14 protein-coding genes are annotated in these 16,359 nt (G+C 72.8%); 7 read left to right on the top strand and 7 right to left on the bottom strand.

The window, feature by feature from the left end; translation table 11 throughout:
* The first annotated feature begins 142 nt into the window (after positions 1–142).
* The 4 genes from QCD66_RS25435 to QCD66_RS25420 all read left to right on the top strand — a co-directional run bounded on the left by QCD66_RS25435 (position 143) and on the right by QCD66_RS25420 (position 7,669).
* Complete coding sequence (locus tag QCD66_RS25435; protein WP_375735225.1) at positions 143–2,281, top strand: putative bifunctional diguanylate cyclase/phosphodiesterase; 2,139 nt, start codon at positions 143–145, stop codon at positions 2,279–2,281.
* Between the two features lie 96 nt (positions 2,282–2,377).
* A complete protein-coding gene (locus QCD66_RS25430; RefSeq protein WP_375735224.1) occupies positions 2,378–3,127 on the top strand; it encodes an SDR family oxidoreductase in 750 nt (249 codons plus the stop codon).
* 449 nt (positions 3,128–3,576) lie between these two features.
* Positions 3,577–5,121, top strand: a complete 1,545-nt coding sequence (locus QCD66_RS25425) for a dGTP triphosphohydrolase (RefSeq protein WP_357537988.1) — start codon at positions 3,577–3,579, stop codon at positions 5,119–5,121.
* Positions 5,122–5,245: 124 nt separating this feature from the next.
* Entirely contained in the window at positions 5,246–7,669 is a 2,424-nt protein-coding gene (locus tag QCD66_RS25420) for an EAL domain-containing protein (RefSeq protein WP_364214116.1), read from the top strand.
* Here the strand turns inward: QCD66_RS25420 and QCD66_RS25415 are convergent.
* The 4 genes from QCD66_RS25415 to QCD66_RS25400 all read right to left on the bottom strand — a co-directional run bounded on the left by QCD66_RS25415 (position 7,645) and on the right by QCD66_RS25400 (position 11,650).
* Positions 7,645–8,196, bottom strand: coding sequence for a hypothetical protein (locus QCD66_RS25415; protein WP_364214119.1), 552 nt, complete (start codon positions 8,194–8,196; stop codon positions 7,645–7,647). The two genes, QCD66_RS25420 and QCD66_RS25415, sit on opposite strands and share 25 nt — an antisense overlap.
* Before the next feature lie 113 nt (positions 8,197–8,309).
* Positions 8,310–9,065 (bottom strand): succinate dehydrogenase/fumarate reductase iron-sulfur subunit, encoded by a 756-nt coding sequence (locus QCD66_RS25410; protein WP_364214121.1) that lies wholly within the window; start codon positions 9,063–9,065, stop codon positions 8,310–8,312.
* Positions 9,062–11,002, bottom strand: coding sequence for a fumarate reductase/succinate dehydrogenase flavoprotein subunit (locus QCD66_RS25405; RefSeq protein ID WP_364214124.1), 1,941 nt, complete (start codon positions 11,000–11,002; stop codon positions 9,062–9,064). The genes QCD66_RS25410 and QCD66_RS25405 overlap by 4 nt, the downstream gene beginning before the upstream one ends.
* Before the next feature lie 3 nt (positions 11,003–11,005).
* Positions 11,006–11,650 carry a succinate dehydrogenase cytochrome b subunit gene (locus QCD66_RS25400; RefSeq protein ID WP_364214281.1) on the bottom strand — a complete coding sequence of 215 codons (645 nt, stop codon included), beginning with the start codon at positions 11,648–11,650 and terminating at the stop codon, positions 11,006–11,008.
* A 113-nt stretch (positions 11,651–11,763) separates the two neighbouring features.
* Between QCD66_RS25400 and QCD66_RS25395 the strand changes: the two genes are divergently transcribed.
* The gene (locus QCD66_RS25395; RefSeq protein WP_375735227.1) at positions 11,764–12,699 is read left to right on the top strand and encodes a LysR family transcriptional regulator; all 936 of its coding nucleotides are present in this window, start codon (positions 11,764–11,766) and stop codon (positions 12,697–12,699) included.
* Positions 12,700–12,721: 22 nt separating this feature from the next.
* Here QCD66_RS25395 and QCD66_RS25390 read toward each other — a convergent pair whose 3' ends face one another.
* The 3 genes from QCD66_RS25390 to QCD66_RS25380 all read right to left on the bottom strand — a co-directional run bounded on the left by QCD66_RS25390 (position 12,722) and on the right by QCD66_RS25380 (position 15,777).
* On the bottom strand, positions 12,722–13,402 hold the full coding sequence (locus QCD66_RS25390) for a hypothetical protein (protein WP_364214127.1): 681 nt from the start codon (positions 13,400–13,402) through the stop codon (positions 12,722–12,724).
* A gap of 95 nt (positions 13,403–13,497) precedes the next feature.
* Positions 13,498–14,709 carry a hypothetical protein gene (locus tag QCD66_RS25385; RefSeq protein WP_375735222.1) on the bottom strand — a complete coding sequence of 404 codons (1,212 nt, stop codon included), beginning with the start codon at positions 14,707–14,709 and terminating at the stop codon, positions 13,498–13,500.
* Between the two features lie 549 nt (positions 14,710–15,258).
* A complete protein-coding gene (locus QCD66_RS25380) occupies positions 15,259–15,777 on the bottom strand; it encodes a DUF6993 domain-containing protein (RefSeq protein WP_375735221.1) in 519 nt (172 codons plus the stop codon).
* A 106-nt stretch (positions 15,778–15,883) separates the two neighbouring features.
* On the opposite strand from QCD66_RS25380, the gene QCD66_RS25375 reads away from it, so the two are divergent.
* Positions 15,884–16,042, top strand: a complete 159-nt coding sequence (locus QCD66_RS25375; RefSeq protein WP_375735220.1) for a hypothetical protein — start codon at positions 15,884–15,886, stop codon at positions 16,040–16,042.
* Positions 16,039–16,191, top strand: a complete 153-nt coding sequence (locus tag QCD66_RS25370) for a hypothetical protein (RefSeq protein ID WP_375735219.1) — start codon at positions 16,039–16,041, stop codon at positions 16,189–16,191. The genes QCD66_RS25375 and QCD66_RS25370 overlap by 4 nt, the downstream gene beginning before the upstream one ends.
* Positions 16,192–16,359 lie beyond the last annotated feature (168 nt).

The following is a 16,359-nucleotide window of genomic DNA, read 5'->3' as shown; positions in this document are numbered from 1 at the left end:
TCGGCGGGCGGGTGGCGGGCGGGTGGCGGCCGGGCCGGCGCGACGGCGGCGGGCGGGCCTGCGGGTGGGCGGGAGAGGCGGGGTGCGGGGTCCCGTGGGTGGACGGTTTGGTTTAAGGTGCGGCCGAAAGGGCGGTGATGGCGTGCATGGCACCGAAAGCGACCAGACGACAGCCGGACGGGATCTGTCCGACCTGACGGAACGCTGGGTGTCCGCGGTGCGGGCCAGCGGCTACCTGGCCCCCGACGGCGACCAGTTGCGCGTCTTCCTGCACGAACTCGTCCGGCGGATGGCCGGCGCGCTGCGCGCCCCGGCCGAGCACGAGCGGGTCGGGCACGATGTCGGCGTCGCCCTCGTCCGCGCCCGGCTCACCGCCCCCGAGGTGCTGCGCGACTCGATCACCACGCTGGCCCGGCTCCCGGCCGAGGCCGGACTGGCCGGACGAGCGGTGGAGGTCCGGCTCGGCGAACTGCTCGGCGGCCTGTCGGCCGGCTTCTGCGCGGCGGAGCGGGAACGCACCCTGATGGGGCAGGAGCGGATCCGGGCGGCGGCGCTGGCGGCCGTCGACACCGCCGAGCACGCCCGACGCGACAGCGAGGCCCGGCTCCGGGCGGTGTTCAGCGCGGCCGGCACGGCCATCGCCATCGCCGACCTGCGCGGCCGGCTCGTCGAGGCCAACCCCGCCGTCTCCCTGATGCTCGGCATCCCGGCCGCCGAGCTGGTCGGCCGGCGGGTGCTCGACTTCTTCCACCCCGACGACGTGCCGTCGATCCGGCAGGAGATCGTCGAACGGCTGCTCGGTTCCGGCGGGCGCCTGGTCCGGATGGAGAAGCGGTTCGTCGACGCGGCCGGCACGACGGGTTGGATGACGCTGTCGGTCTCCCTGGTCCACGGCGACGACGGCCGGCCGGCCTACCTGGTGGCGATGGCCGAAGACGTGACCGACCGGCATCGCCTGCAGACCGAGCTGCACCACCAGGCCCACCATGATCCGCTGACCGGCCTGCCCAACCGCACCCTGCTCTACCGGTGGCTGAAGGACACCATCGCCGCCGCCACCCCGGACCGTCGGGTCGGCGTCTGTTTCCTCGACCTCGACGACTTCAAGATCATCAACGACACGCTCGGGCACGGGATCGGCGACCAACTGCTGGTCGCCGTGGCCGGCCGGCTGCACGACCGGGTCACCGGCGCCGGCCACGTCATCGCGCGCGTCGGCGGCGACGAGTTCGTCGTCCTGCTGCGCGACACCGACGGCCCCGGCCAGGTCACCGCGCTCGCCGAGCAGCTCCTCGAGGTGCTCGACACGCCGGTCGAGGTCGAGGGCCATCGGCTGACCGTGTCGGCCAGCATCGGGGTGCTCGAACGGCCCGCCTACGGCGAGGACTTCCAGGAGGTGCTGCGGGCCGCCGACGCCACCCTCTACCTGGCCAAGGCCGACGGGCGGGGCCGGTGGGCGCTGTTCGACCCGGACCGCAACGCCGCCCAGATGCGCCGCTACGACCTCGCCGGCCGGCTGCCCGAGGCACTGCGCCGCGGCGAGTTCCAGCTCGAATACCAGCCGATCGTCTCGCTGACCGACCACCGGCTGCGCGGTGCCGAGGCACTGCTGCGCTGGCACCACCCCGAGCTGGGCCGGCTGTCGCCCAACACCTTCATCCCGGTTGCCGAGCAGTCCGGGGTGATCGTCGCGCTCGGCCGCTGGGTGCTGCGCCAGGCGTGCGCCGACGCCGCCCGCTGGCAGGACGGCGGCCCACCCCGGTTCGTCAGCGTCAACGTCTCCATGCGCCAGTTCACCGAACCCGACCTCGCCGACGAGGTGGCCCGGGCACTGCGCGACAGCGGGCTGCCCCCGCAGGCACTGCAACTGGAGATCACCGAGAGCGCGGTGATGCAGTCGTACGACCGGCCCGTCGCCACCCTCCAGGCCATCGCCGACATGGGCGTACGGATCGTCATCGACGACTTCGGCACCGGCTACTCGAACCTGGCCCACCTGCGCCACCTGCCCGTGCACGGGCTGAAGCTGGCCGGCGCGTTCATGGCCGGCATGCGGCTGCCGACCCCCGACCGGGTCGACGAGCAGATCGTGGAGACCGTCGTACGCCTCGCCCACATGCTCGGCATGAGCGTCACCGCCGAGGGCGTCGAGACCGCCGAGCAAGCCGAGCGGCTCGCCACCCTCGGCAGCGACCTGGCCCAGGGCTGGCACTTCGGCCCGGCCGGCCGGGCGGAACAGATCGGTGAATACCCGCACCACCTCACCCACCCCGCCACCTGACGCCGGCAGCCGTCCACAACCGGTCCGTCACATCCGTCGGTGCTGTCCCGTCCTCCATGACGGCAACCGCACCCAGCACAGGCGGGAGAGACACGGATGAGGATCGCAGTCGCCGGAGGAACCGGCGCCGTCGGACGGCACGTCGTCGACGTCCTGCGGGAACGAGGGCACGAAGCGGTCGTGCTCGCCCGCTCCACCGGCGTCGACCTCGTCGCCGGCACCGGCCTGGCGGCCACGCTCGGCGGCGTACGGGCGGTCGTCGACGTGACCTCGGTGTCGACCCGCTCCGCCGAGGTGGCGGAAAGGTTCTTCCGGGCCGTGACCACGAACCTGCTCACCGCCGGAGCGGCCGCCGGGGTACGGCACCTCCTCGTGCTGTCGATCGTCGGCATCGACCGGGCCCCGTTCGGCTACTACGCCGGAAAGGTCGCCCAGGAGCGGTTGGTAGCGAACGGCGGACAGCCCTGGACGATCCTGCGCGCGACGCAGTTCCACGAGTTCGCGACCCAGATCTACGGGCAGCTCAGATTCGGCCCGCTCACGCTCATCCCGACGATGAGGTCACAGCCGGTCGCCGCCCGGGAGGTCGCGCAACGACTCGTCGACCTCGCCGAGGGTGAACCGGTCGGCCGGGCCACCGACCTCGGCGGGCCACGCGAGGAGATGATGGCCGACCTGGTCCGGGCCTACGCACGCTCCGTCGGCGCGCGCGGCCCGGTCATCCAGTTCCCGCTGCCCGGCGCGTTCGGCCGGGCGATGCGCGACGGCACGCTCGTCGCCGGTCCGGCCGCCGAGCACGGCACCCAGACCTTCGCCGAGTGGCTGGCCCGGCGGCCGGCCCCGTAGAGTCCCCGCCCCCGGGCCCCGCCGCGATGACGCGGGCCGGCGGCCCCCGGTCGCCGGGTGCGGGGTGCCGGGCCGGGGTGTCGCGACCAGGAGGGACGCGATCAAGGAGAAGCGGTGACCGGCTCGTGCCCGTTACTGATGGTCAGTCCGGATTCGCCGCGGAGTTCGGACGGGTGTAGCCGTCCGGGCTCACAGCGAAATCGCTGTGGATACGCCGAATTCGCTGTGGGCCGCAACAGCAATCCATGCCTGCGGCGGCCGCACATCGGTCGTCCGGAGGCCCAACCCCGCCCCGCCCGCCACCGACAACCGGACCGTCCCGCCCGCCACCGACGACCGGATGGCCCGCCCCGCCACCCACGACCGGACCGCCCCGTCCGACCCGACCCTCCCGGCACGCCGAGGACCGGCCCGGCGCGCCCGAACCGGTCGGGAGTACGGTCGACTTCATGACCCACCCCGTCGATCCCCGCGCCCAGCGCCTGTTCGGCGACAGCGCCACCGCGTACGGCGATCTGGCCGCGAGCCCGTTCCGCGCCGACCGCGACCGGATCGTCGGCTCGCCGTTCTTCTCCCGGCTCGGTGGGGTGACCCAGGTCATCAGCCCGGGCGGGTCCGGCCTGCTGGTGCACAACCGGCTGACGCACAGCCTCAAGGTCGCGCAGGTCGGCCGGGCGGTCGCCGAGCGGCTGTCGGCCGACGACCGCTACCGCGACCTGCTGGACAAGCTCGGTGGTTGCGACCCGGACGTGGTCGAGGCCGCGGCGCTGGCACACGACCTCGGACACCCGCCGTTCGGCCATCTCGGCGAGCAGGTGCTGGACCGGCTGGCCCGCCAGCGGCTCGGCCTGCCGGACGGGTTCGAGGGCAACGCGCAGTCGTACCGGATCGTCACCAGCACCGAGATCCGGGGGACGGCGACGATCGGTCTGAACCTGACCGCCGCGGTCCGCGCGGCGATCCTGAAGTATCCGTGGACCCGCCACGATCATCCAGATCCGCACCCGCGTGACCTGGATCCGGCGCCGCGCGGGGCGACCCCGCCGGCCGACGACCCGGGCAGCGGGTCACTGAAGTTCGGCGCGTACACGACCGAGGTCGACGACCTGCGCCAGGCCCGGGCCCCGTTCGCCGGCCGGGTCGCCGACTGGCAGCAGACCGTCGAGGCGTCGATCATGGACACCGCGGACGACATCGCGTACGCCATCCACGACCTGGAGGACTTCCACCGGGTCGGCGTGCTCCAGCAGGGGGCGGTGGCCGGCGAGCTGATGGGCTGGCAGCGCGAGGCGACCCGGCTGCGTGAACTGCCCGACGGCGAACTCGACGCCGGTGGCCGGCGGCCCGGCGCGGCCATCGAACGGCTGCGTCGCCGGCTGCACCGCCGCGACGGCTGGATCAGCGACGACGAGGCGTTCGCGGCGGCCGTCGAGCACGTCCGGGCCGAACTGGTCGACGGGCTGCTCGCCGCCCCCTTCGACGGCTCGCTCGCGGCCGAGCAGTACGTCACCGGGTTCTCCAGCCGGTGGACCCGCCGGCTGGTCGACGCGATCGAGGTGGTCGCCGAGCCGTCGATGCGGTCCGGGCACGTCCTGCTGCACGCGGCACAGTGGCACGAGGTGCAGGTGCTCAAGTTCGTCCACCACCGGTTCGTGCTCGAACGTCCGGATCTGGCCCTGCACCAGCGTGGGCAGGCCCGGCTGCTGGCCACCCTGGTCGAGGCGCTGGTCGCCTGGATCCTCGACCCCGGCGAGGAGACCCGGCTCCCGCGCCGGCTGCACGACCTGGTCGAGCTGGCCGAGGCCGAGTTGTTGTCGGCCGGTGCCGACGCGGCCGGTACGGGCCGGGGGAGCGGTCCGGACCTGAGGGCCCGGGCCCGCGGCCGCGCGGTCATCGACTTCGTCGCGGCGCTCACCGACGGGCAGGCGGTCGCCCTGCTCGACGCCCTCTCCGGGCGCTCCCGTCAGCTCTGGACCGACGCCTTCGTGCTGTGACCTGCCCGGCGGCGCCGACGGGCCGGGGTGGGGATCTTCACCCACCGGTTCCGGCTTGCCTTGATACTGTGTGGCCCTGCCAGACGATCAGTCAGCACACGTGTCCGTTCAGGGGGCGATGCCGATGCCGCGTACGGCTTCGCCGTCGGACAGCCCCGCCGCCTCGGCTCTGCCCGCCTGCCTCTACGTAGTCGGCGGGCTTCTGGCCGCCGTTCTCTACGTCGCCGACGTCAGCCCGGTCCTGTCCGGCCTGACGTTCATCGTCGTGGCCATCGCCGGTGTGGTCGCGCTCCTCGTCGGCCCCCGCTGGCACCGCACCGAACTGCGCAACCCCTGGACGCTGCTGGCCGCCGCCATCGTCGTCTTCACCGCGGGGGCACTGCTGCGCCCGTGGGCGTCGGGCCGGACCGGGGTCAGCGAGCTGGCCGCCGACATGTTCACCGTGCCCGGATACGTCCTGATGCTGCTCAGTCTCGCCGGCCTGTTACGCGCCCGGCGCGCCATCGAGAAGCACGCGGTCATCGACGGGCTGATCGTCTGCGTCGGCATGGCCATCGTGTCGATCCTGCTGTTCGCCGTACCCGCGGCGAGCATCGCGCACCGGTCCGCCGTCGTGTCGGCGCTGGCCGGCGTCTATCCGCTCTTCGACACGGTGCTGGTCCTGCTGGTGGTCAACCTGGCGTTCACCACCGCCGCCCGGCGGCCCAGCTACCTGCTGCTGGTCGCCACGATGACCGGCGTCCTGATCGGCGACGTCGCGTACGCGATCATCGGCCGGACCGGTCACCTGACCGGGTCGCCCCTGCTCGACCTGCCGTTCCTGTTCAGCTTCGCGTTCATCGGCGCGGCCGCCCTGCACCCGTCGATGGTCGAACTCGGGCGGGCCACCCCGCTGCCGGTGCAGGCGTGGTCGTGGCCGCGGCTGCTGCTGATCGTGCCGGCGCTCGCCGTGCCGTTCCTGCTCACCGTCCTGCTGCCCGACAAGAGCGCGCTGCAGCGGGTGGTGATCGCGGTCGGCGGTGTCGCCATGGTCGTCCTGCTGCTCGGGCGGGCCGTGTCGGCCGTGTCGGCGTACGCCGCCGCTCAGCACCGCTACCAGCACCAGGCCACCCACGACGCGCTCACCCAGCTGCCCAACCGGACGATGCTGCCCGAGCACGTCGGTCGGCTGCTCCACACGCCGGCCCCGCCCGGGGCGATGGTGTGGGTCTTCTATCTCGACCTGGACGGCTTCAAACGGGTCAACGACTCGTGGGGGCACGCCGCCGGCGACCAGTTGATCGTCGAGGTGGCCCGGCGGCTGCGTACGGTCGTGCCCGTGCCGGCGACCGTCGCCCGGGTCGGCGGCGACGAGTTCGTGATGGTCGACGTCGGCAGCCGGGACGACGCCGTCGCGCTCGCCGAACGGGTCCTGGACTGCTTCGGCGCGCCGCTGTCGATGCCGTTCGCCCAGGTCGTCATCAGCGCCAGCGTCGGCATCGCCGGCCGGCCGGTCGACGCCGGCACCGAGGTCACGGCCGACGACCTGATGCGCGAGGCCGACACCGCCATGTACCAGGCCAAGTCCGAGGGCCCCGGCAAGTGGACGATGTTCGACTCGTCGATGCACCAGCGGGTCCGGGAGCGGGTCGACATCGAGGTCGACCTGCGCAAGGCCCTGCCGGCCGAGACCCCCGACGGGTCGGCGGTGTCGCCGCAGTTGCACCTGGCCTACCAGCCGATCGTCGAGCTGCGTACCGGTGGGCTGCTCGGGGCCGAGGCGCTGATCCGCTGGAACCACCCGACGCGCGGGGCGATCCCGCCGGGTGTCTTCATCCCGATCGCCGAGGACACCGGCCTGATCGCCAAGATCGGTCGGTGGGTGCTGCGGGAGAGCGTGCGGCAGCTTGCCGACTGGCGGCGTACCGACGCCGTCGGCGACGACTTCTGGATGTCCGTCAACGTCTCGCCCCGCCAGCTTCGCGACCCCTACCTGCCGGACGTGCTCGCCTCGACGCTCACCGAGTACGGCGTCCCGCCCGACGTCGTCGTACTGGAGATCACCGAGTCGGTGATGATCGACGCGTCGGCGGTGACCGACGAGGTCCTGCGCCAGATGCGCGAGATCGGCGTACGCATCGTCGTCGACGACTTCGGCACCGGCTACTCCGCGCTGGGCTACCTGCGGCGCCATCCGGTCACCGGCGTCAAGATAGACCGGTCGTTCGTCCGGGGCCTGGGCGTCAACGCGCAGGACGAGGAGATCGTCCGGGCGGTCACGGCGATGAGCAGTGCGCTCGGGCTCACCGTGGTCGCCGAGGGCGTGGAGACGACGACCCAGCAGGGTGTCCTCGCCGAACTCGGCGTGGTGATGGGGCAGGGGCTGCTGTGGGGCGCCCCGATCGGCCCCGCCCGGTTCGGGGAGCGCTGGTCCACGCTGCCGGCCCTCCCACCGGGGTCGCCGGTCGTGCCGTCCCGGTCACCGGGGCCGCCGGCGACCGTGCCGTCCGGCCCGCCGACGGCGGCGGCATGGCGGGGACCGGTTCAGGACGGCACGGGCGCCTCGTAGATCCAGTACGACTGGTCGTCGATGTGTTCGGCGCGTACGCCGCCGCCCAGCGAACCCAGCGCGTGGTGGATCGCCCGGTGGAAGCCCAGCTCGTCGTTGTGCCGGCAGACGTCGACCACGGCCATCCCGCCGGCGGCCAGCACCGGTCGCCAGATCTCCCGGGTCAGCCGGGCGAAGGCGCCGGTGCCCCGGGCGGCGGGGTGTACGGCGAGGAAGCCGACGTACCAGATCTGGCGCGCGGCGAAGAGGTCCGGCCAGTGGTGCGCGAAGTACTCCGGTGAGATCAACGGGATCGCCGACAGGTCGTCGGTGACGGTGGCGACGCCCCGGATCCGGTCGGGCCGGCGCTGGTCGACGTAGAGGAGCTTGCGCACCCGCTCGTCGGTCATCACCTCGTCGAACTCGTGGCGGTGGAGCACGTGCCGCTGCACCGCCCGGATCTTCATCTCCTCGAACGCCTCGGCGTAGATCTGCCAGGCCTGCTCGGCGATCTCGGCCGGCAACACCCGTTCGGCCACGACCCGCACCGATCCACCTCCCGATCCCGCCCGTGATCAACACGGGAGCCGAAACGGTATCGCGCCACCGGCGGCCGATCGAACCGCCGACCGGCCCGCCCCGACCGGCCCGGTCGGCCGGTTTACGCGTTGTCCGGACGCTTCGCCGACGCCTTGAGGAAGTCCCGGTTGAGCCGGCCGATGGTGGTCAGCGGGATGCCCTTCGGGCAGACCGTGGTGCACTCCCCGGCGTTGGTGCAGCCGCCGAACCCGGCGTCGTCGTGGGCGGCCACCATGTCGATCACCCGTGCCGACCGCTCCGGCTGGCCCTGCGGCAGCAGCCCGAGGTGGGTGATCTTGGCGGCGGTGAAGAGCATGCCCGAGCCGTTCGGGCAGGCCGCCACGCACGCGCCGCAGCCGATGCAGGCCGCGGCCTCGAACGCCGCGTCCGCGTTCGCCTTCGGCACCGGGGTGGCGTGGGCGTCGGGCGCGCTGCCGGTGGGCGCGGAGACGTACCCGCCGGCCTGGATGATCGAGTCGAACGCCGAGCGGTCCACGACGAGGTCCTTGACCACCGGGAACGCCCGGGCCCGCCACGGTTCGATGTCGATCGTGTCGCCGTCCTTGAAGTGCCGCATGTGGAGCTGGCAGGTCGTGGTGGCCCGCTCCGGCCCGTGCGCCACGCCGTTGATCACCATGCCGCACATGCCGCAGATGCCCTCGCGGCAGTCGTGGTCGAAGGCGACCGGCTCCTCGCCGTCGAGGGTCAGCCGCTCGTTGAGCACGTCGAGCATCTCCAGGAACGACATGTCCGGCGACACGTCGTCGAGCTGGTAGGACACCATCCGGCCCTTGTCCTCGGGGCCGTTCTGGCGCCAGATGCGCAGGGTCAGTTTCACTTGTAGCTCCGCTGCGTCGGGTGGACGTACTCGAAGATCAGGTCTTCCTTGTGCAGCACCGGTGCGTCGCCGGTGCCGGTGAACTCCCAGGCCGCGACGTAGCTGAAGTTCTCGTCGTCCCGCTCGGCCTCGCCCTCCGGGGTCTGGCTCTCGGCCCGGAAGTGGCCGCCGCACGACTCGGTGCGGTGCAGCGCGTCGACGCACATCAGCTCGGCCAACTCGAAGAAGTCGGCCACCCGGCCGGCCCGCTCCAGCGCCTGGTTGAGCCCTTCGCCTTCGCCGGGCACCCGGACCCGCTGCCAGAACTCCTCGCGCAACCCGCGGATCAGGTCGATCGCCTTGCGCAGCCCGGCGTCGGTGCGCTCCATGCCGCAGTATTCCCACATGATCCGGCCGAGCTCGCGGTGGAACGAGTCGACCGTACGGTCGCCGTTCACGGCGAGGAGCCTGGCGATCCGGTCCTCGACCGCCGTACGGGCCGCGGCGACCTCGGGGTCGTCGGCGGCGAGCCGCTCGAACGGCCCGGCGGCCAGGTAGTCGCCGATCGTGTTCGGCAGCACGAAGTAGCCGTCGGCCAGGCCCTGCATCAGGGCCGAGGCGCCGAGCCGGTTGGCGCCGTGGTCGGAGAAGTTGGCCTCGCCGATCACGAACAGGCCGGGGATCGTCGACTGGAGGTCGTAGTCGACCCAGAGGCCGCCCATCGTGTAGTGCACGGCCGGGTAGATCCGCATCGGAACCGTGTACGGGTCCTCGCCGGTGATCCGCTCGTACATCTCGAACAGGTTGCCGTACTTGGCCTCGACGGCCTTGCGGCCGAGCCGGCCGATGGCGTCGGCGAAGTCGAGGTAGACGCCGAGCCCGCCGGGGCCGACCCCGCGCCCCTCGTCGCAGACGTTCTTCGCCGCCCGGGAGGCGATGTCGCGGGGGACCAGGTTGCCGAAGGCCGGGTAGATCCGCTCCAGGTAGTAGTCGCGCTCGTCCTCGGGGATGTCGGCGGCGGCCCGGTCGTCGCCGGCCTTCTTCGGCACCCACACCCGGCCGTCGTTGCGCAGCGACTCGCTCATCAGGGTCAGCTTCGACTGGTGGTCGCCGGAGACCGGGATGCAGGTCGGGTGGATCTGGGTGTAGCAGGGGTTGGCGAACAGCGCGCCCTTGCGGTGCGCCCGCCAGGTGGCGGTGACGTTGCAGCCCTTGGCGTTGGTCGACAGGAAGAACACGTTGCCGTAGCCGCCGGAGGCGAGCACGACGGCGTCGGCCAGGTCGGTGCTGATCTCGCCGGTCACCATGTCGCGGACGACGATGCCGCGGGCCCGGCCGTCGACGACGATCAGCTCCAGCATCTCGTGCCGGGTGAACATCTCCACCGTGCCGGCCGCGACCTGCCGCTCCAGCGCCTGGTAGGCCCCGAGCAGCAACTGCTGGCCGGTCTGGCCGCGGGCGTAGAAGGTCCGCGACACCTGCGCGCCGCCGAACGAGCGGGTGTCGAGCAGCCCGCCGTACTCGCGGGCGAACGGCACGCCCTGCGCCACGCACTGGTCGATGATCTCCACCGAGACCTGGGCCAGCCGGTGCACGTTCGACTCCCGGGAGCGGAAGTCGCCGCCCTTGACGGTGTCGTAGAAGAGCCGGTGCACCGAGTCGCCGTCGTTGCGGTAGTTCTTCGCGGCGTTGATGCCGCCCTGCGCGGCGATCGAGTGCGCCCGGCGCGGGCTGTCCTGGTAGCAGTAGGACCGGACCCGGTAGCCCAGCTCACCCAGGGTCGCGGCGGCGGAGCCACCGGCCAGGCCGGTGCCGACCACGATCACCGACAGCTTGCGCTTGTTGGCCGGGTTGACCAGCTTCGCGGAGAACCGCCGCCGGTCCCACCGGGTCTCGACCGGGCCGTCCGGCGCCTTGGTGTCGGCGATCGGGTCGCCGACCGTGAACAGTTCGGTCATGGCTCAGGACACCAATCCGGTGAGTACGGCGAACGGCACCGTCAGGTAGCCGACGCAGAGAACGACCGCGACGCCGAGGGCGATCACCCGGGCGTTGCGTTCCCCGTCCGCGGTCTGCTGCCCGAGCGTGCGCAGCGCGCTGTAGATGCCGTGCCGCAGGTGGAAGCCGAGGGCGAGGATGGCCAGCGTGTAGAAGGCGGTGACGTACCACCGGTCCGGGGCGAAGTCGGCGACCACGTTGCCGTACGGGGCGGACTTGTCGCCGATCGGGTTCAGGTGTCCGGTGGTCAGGTCGAGGATGTGGTAGACCACGAACAGGACGATGATCACGCCGCCCCAGCGCATGGTGCGGGCCGCGTAGCTGCCCTGCACCTTGGGCCGGTGGGCGTAGCGGACCGGGCGGGCCTTGCGGGCGCGTACGGCCAGCACCGTCGCCGCCACGATGTGTCCGATGACCGCGGCGAGCAGCCCGAAGCGCTGGATCCACAGGAACCAGGTGTCGGGCAGGATCGGGGTGCCGATGCCGCGCAGCCAGTGGGCGTACTCGTCGAACGACGACTGGCCCACGAAGATCTTGAGGTTGCCGAGCATGTGGGCGAAGAGGAAGAGCACCAAGAGGATGCCCGTCACCGCCATGAGGGCCTTCATGCCGACGCTGGAGCGGATCGGCGACCGGGTCGCTACTGCCACGGCACGAACGTAAGGACCGCCTGATCCAGTCGTCCAATGCATCGCAGTCGCAGCGACGATAGCCATAGGCTATCGGTATGCAGCTCCAACAGCTCAAGTACTTCCTGGCCGTGGCCAAACACCGACATTTCACCCAGGCGGCCGAGAGCGTCGGGATCACTCAGCCTTCTTTAAGTAAGCAGATTCACAGCCTGGAAGCCGAGCTCGGAGCCCCCCTGTTCGAACGCGTACGCGGCAACGTCACCCTCACCGCCGCCGGCGACGCCCTCCTGCCGCTGGCCGCCCGGATCCTGGCCGACGTCGACACCGCCCGGCGCGAGGTCCAGGAACTCGTCGGCCTGCGGCGCGGCCGGGTACGCCTCGGCGCCACCCCCAGCCTGTGCTCGTCGCTCGCCCCGCAGGTGCTCAGCCGGTTCCGGGCCGCCCACCCCACCATCGACCTGCACGTCGAGGAAGGGGGCTCGCAGGACCTCGTACGCGAACTCACCCAGGGCGGACTCGACCTGGCCCTGATCATCCTGCCCGGCCAGGGCACCGACCCGACCCTGACCGCCGAACCGATCCTGCGGGAGAACCTCGTGGTCGCGTCGGTCGGCCCGCTGTTCGGCGTGGCACCGGAGGGTCCGGTCGACCTGATCGCGCTGCGCCACCAGCCGCTGGTCATGTTCCGCACCGGATACGACCTGCGCGACGCGACCCTGGAGGCGTGCCGCAACGCCGGGTTCATCCCGCGGTTCGCCGTCGAGGGCGGCGAGATGGACGCCGTGCTCAGTTTCGTCGAGGCCGGCCTCGGCGTCGCCCTGGTGCCCGGCATCGTCGTCGCCGGCCGGCCCCAACTGCACGCCACCCCGCTGGCCGCACCGGGCATCCGGCGCACGATCGCGCTGGCCTGGCGCCGGGGCGTGGTGCCGACCCACGCCGCCCAGGCGCTGCGCCAGACCCTGCACGAATACCTGCGCAGGGCCGCCGCCGACCGCACCCTCCCGGCCGGCGTCGAACCCCTGTGAACCGGCCCGGGGGAGAGCGGCCTCAGTCGTCGGAGTGGCCCTCCGGTGCGCCGTCGGGGGTGAACGCGCCCTCGCCGGCGTGCCCGCCGAGGTAGACGTGCTGGTGCCCGTTGCCGGCGTCGATGTTGATCTGGTCGAGCTGCGCCGCCGCCACCGACCAGGCCGTCGCCGCGTCGGCCCGCTGGCGCTGCACGACCGTCAGCAGCGTGGCCCGGTCGGCCGCCGGCAACGGCAGCGCGGCGGCGTAGAGGTCGACCGCGGTCGCGAAGCCGTCGACGGCGCCGCGCAGCGCGCCGCGGGCCACGTTGGTCGCGGTCGTACCCGACGGGGTCTCGGCGTGCCGCTCGACGGCGGTCCGCATGGTCGCCTGCCAGCGGGCCACCCGGTCGGCGTCGGCCGGTGGCGCGCCGGCGGCCAGGGCCGGGTCGAGTTCGCCCAGCAGGGTCTCCAACTCGGCCCGGGTGGTCCGGGCCTGCGCGGTCAGCGCGGTGATCTGGGCGACGTCCCGCCGGGCCTCCTCGGCCCGGATCCGCTCCACCGCCGACTCGGTCGCGTCCGGAGCGGCGATCGAATAGCCGATCGCACCGCCGACCAGCCCGGCCAGGACGACCGACAGCAGCAGGACCAGCGCCGTCCGCCACCCGGGGCGTCCGCCGCCGGTCCGGTTCCGGGTGTACGACGGCGGGCCGGTTCTCGGCGACATGCACGGCTCCTCGAGGCGGGCGCTGTTGCGCAGAGGTTACGGCTTTCGTCGAGACCAGTCCATAGTTAGACGCCGATGCCGAAAACTTCCGTCGGTCAGGGCGAAAGCCGCCTGCCGGTCGTACCCGTACCCGGCGGTCGGCGCCGCAGGTGACCGGCGGTGGCCAGCGCCGCCAGCAGCAGGCCGACCAGGGCCGCGACGGGCGTGCCCACGACGGTGAGCGTGACGGCGACGGCACCCGCCGGCAGCCAGGTCCACACCGGTACGGTCCGCGGCACCCGCCCGCGCCGGCGCCGGAACGCCTCGACGGCCATCGGCACGACCAGGGGCGGCAGTGCGGCCGCCAGCACCGTGAGCCAGGGCAGCATCAGCCGGTCGAACCGCATCGCGGCCAGCGCCGCGCCGGGCACCGCCACCAGCAGCGTCGCGACGGCCGTCGACAACCTCGGCCACACCCCGCGCAGGGCCAGCGCCCCGGAGAACGTCGTGGTCAGCGACGGCGCGAAGATGCCGGCGGTGACGAACAGGTTCCCGTACGCGGCGATTCCCGCGGTGCCGCCCAGCACCGCGACCACGTCGGCCGAGCCGGTACGCAGCCACACCCCGGCACCGGCCACGACGAGCAGCGCCGCCGGTACGACCAGCAGCCCCACGCACCACAGCAGGTCGCGCCGGCCCGCCAGGTCACGGCTGAAGTCGGGGGCACGCAGGGCGAAGACGGCGGCATACCCGCACATCGCGGCGACGTCGGCGGCCATGCCGAGGCCCCCGACCCCGGCGGTGACCGGCGACGAGTCCGGGCGCAACCGGATCAGGCAGAGCGCGACCAGGGCGAGCGCCGACAGCGTGGTGAGCACCGCGATCCGGTTGCCGAGCCGGGGCGAGGCGAACGACGCGGCGATCACGGTGGCGGCCAGCAGCAGCGCGGCGACCGGGCCGGGCAGCCCGGTCACGGCGGCCAGGGAGGCGCCGCCCAGTCCGACGTTGAACCCGTTCCAGCCGATCATGGCGATGCCGAGGACCAGGCCGATCAGCGGACGGCTCGACGGGTGCAGGTAGCGCGGGGCCACCTCGGTCAGCGTCGCGCCCTCGCCGTACGGGGGACGTACGCCCAGCGCGCCCTGCCCGAAGAGCAGCAGCGCCATCAGCACCGCACCGCAGAGTACGGCGACCAGGGGGAGCGCGCCGCCGTTGCGGTCGGCCATCCCGGCGCCCATGATCAGCGCGGCGGGGGCGGCGCCGAGGCCGAGCCAGGCGCCGGCCGCGTCGGTCCACCGCCGCGGGGCGGTCGTGGGGCTGGCGCTCATCGCGCGGCACCCGCCGTCCCGGCGACCATGATCTGTGGGTACGGGCGCACGGACCACCTCCGGCGAAACGGCTCGCCGGCCGGCTGCAACTGTTGCGGCAAGCGCTTTCTCGGACCCTAGAAGGTCTCGATCAACTCAGGCAAGGGGGTGGTCCGAAACGATCCCGAAATCTGCCGGGCGATGAGGGTCGACCAGCGCCGACGGCCAGGCGCCGGATCGCCATCCGACCGGTCCGCCCATCCCGGCGCACGGTCGACGGACGCTTTCTGCCGGAGCGTCGTGGGCGGTCCTCGTTGATCTGGGCGGGAGAGACCTCACCACGCGTGGATAAGGTCTCTCCCGCCCAGATCAACCGGTCTCTGTCCGTCGCCCTCGGTCCGCCACGGCGATAAGTGCTGAAAAGTCTCCCGTGGCCGGCGGGTCGCCGAGGTCGCGTGGGAGCGCCGGCGCCGGCGGCACTCGGCCCGCCCGGTTCGGGCGGCCCGCCCTTCCCGGCGTACTGGTGCGCCCGGCTCGGGCGGCCCGCCCCGGCGTGTCGGCCCGCCCGGCTCAGCCGGCCAGGCAGCGGCCGTCGGGCAGCCGGCCGACCACCTGAAGGTCGTGTGATCCACCACCGAGGTGACCGATCACGCAGGTCTCGTACACCGGCACCGCGAACAGGACCGTGCCGGGCGGTGCCGGGTCGCCGGCCAGCGCGATCTGGACCACCGGATCGGGGTGCCCGGCGGCGACGATCGCCGCCCTTACCTCGTCGACGGCGACCACACCGCCGGACGGGGCGGGCAGGACGACCCGCTGCCAGTCGGTCAGCGCCCGCATGTGCTCCGGCAGGGGCACCGGCCGCCGGTCGGCGTGCAGCCGCGTCCGCCGCTCGCAGTCGTCGGGCCGGCTGACCTCGCACACGACGGCGAAAGCCGACCGCTCGACGACCACCGGCGGGTCGTTCCCGGTCACTCCCAGGCCACGCAGCACCGGCAGGCCCACCGCGAGCGCCCCGGCGGCGACGGCCACCGCCGGCAGCCCGACCAGGAGCCACGACCGGCGCGTCCGTGCCGCTTCACCCGCCATGCCGACAACCTATCGACCGCGGCCGTCCCGGACCGCCCCGCCGGTCCGGCGCCGCCCCCGAACTTTCCATAGGCGTATGGGCACCGATCCGGTCTACCGTCGCCGCATGGCCGAGAAGACCATCCCGCTGCTCACCTGCGCCCAGGTCAGCCCGGTGTCCGACTTCTACAACGCGCTCGGCTTCGAGGTGACCTACCTCCAAAGGCGCCCTACCCCTACCTCGTCGTCGAACGCGGCGACATCGAGTTGCAGTTCTTCGGCATGAAGGACTTCGATCCGGCATCCCCCGCATCGGCCCGCTCAAGGACACCTCGTACGGCGGTCGCGATGCGGGCCGGCGATCCCACGCTGAGCGCCGCCGAGAAGGCGTCGCTGGGCGGGGCCGCCGCGCTCGTCCGCGCCGCCGTGAGCTGAGCCGCCGACGGCTGGGTCGCCGACGGCTGGGCCGCCGTCAGGCAGGGGCGCCGCGACCACTGAGGACGGTTCGCGCCATCTGGCGACGTGCTCAAAGTGGCACCCTTGGTCATATCACCCGATCGTGGCGTAATAACTGGGCTTCGCGGGCGTCGCCCTTCCGGCAAC

The organism is Polymorphospora sp. A560, from assembly GCF_045781765.1.
GTDB classification, from domain to species: Bacteria; Actinomycetota; Actinomycetes; order Mycobacteriales; family Micromonosporaceae; genus Polymorphospora; species Polymorphospora lycopeni.
This window is presented reverse-complemented; position numbering and strand designations above follow the sequence as displayed.

Excerpts from the sequence above, each read along its gene's own strand:
- QCD66_RS25430 (WP_375735224.1), top strand. The coding sequence starts at position 2,378 with ATGAGGATCGCAGTCGCCGGAGGAACCGGCGCCGTCGGACGGCACGTC.
- QCD66_RS25420 (WP_364214116.1), top strand. The coding sequence starts at position 5,246 with ATGCCGCGTACGGCTTCGCCGTCGGACAGCCCCGCCGCCTCGGCTCTG.
- QCD66_RS25385 (WP_375735222.1), bottom strand. The coding sequence starts at position 14,709 with ATGAGCGCCAGCCCCACGACCGCCCCGCGGCGGTGGACCGACGCGGCC.
- QCD66_RS25390 (WP_364214127.1), bottom strand. The coding sequence starts at position 13,402 with ATGTCGCCGAGAACCGGCCCGCCGTCGTACACCCGGAACCGGACCGGC.
- QCD66_RS25400 (WP_364214281.1), bottom strand. The coding sequence starts at position 11,650 with ATGAAGGCCCTCATGGCGGTGACGGGCATCCTCTTGGTGCTCTTCCTC.
- QCD66_RS25405 (WP_364214124.1), bottom strand. The coding sequence starts at position 11,002 with ATGACCGAACTGTTCACGGTCGGCGACCCGATCGCCGACACCAAGGCG.
- QCD66_RS25380 (WP_375735221.1), bottom strand. The coding sequence starts at position 15,777 with ATGGCGGGTGAAGCGGCACGGACGCGCCGGTCGTGGCTCCTGGTCGGG.
- QCD66_RS25370 (WP_375735219.1), top strand. The coding sequence starts at position 16,039 with ATGAAGGACTTCGATCCGGCATCCCCCGCATCGGCCCGCTCAAGGACA.
- QCD66_RS25375 (WP_375735220.1), top strand. The coding sequence starts at position 15,884 with ATGGCCGAGAAGACCATCCCGCTGCTCACCTGCGCCCAGGTCAGCCCG.
- QCD66_RS25425 (WP_357537988.1), top strand. The coding sequence starts at position 3,577 with ATGACCCACCCCGTCGATCCCCGCGCCCAGCGCCTGTTCGGCGACAGC.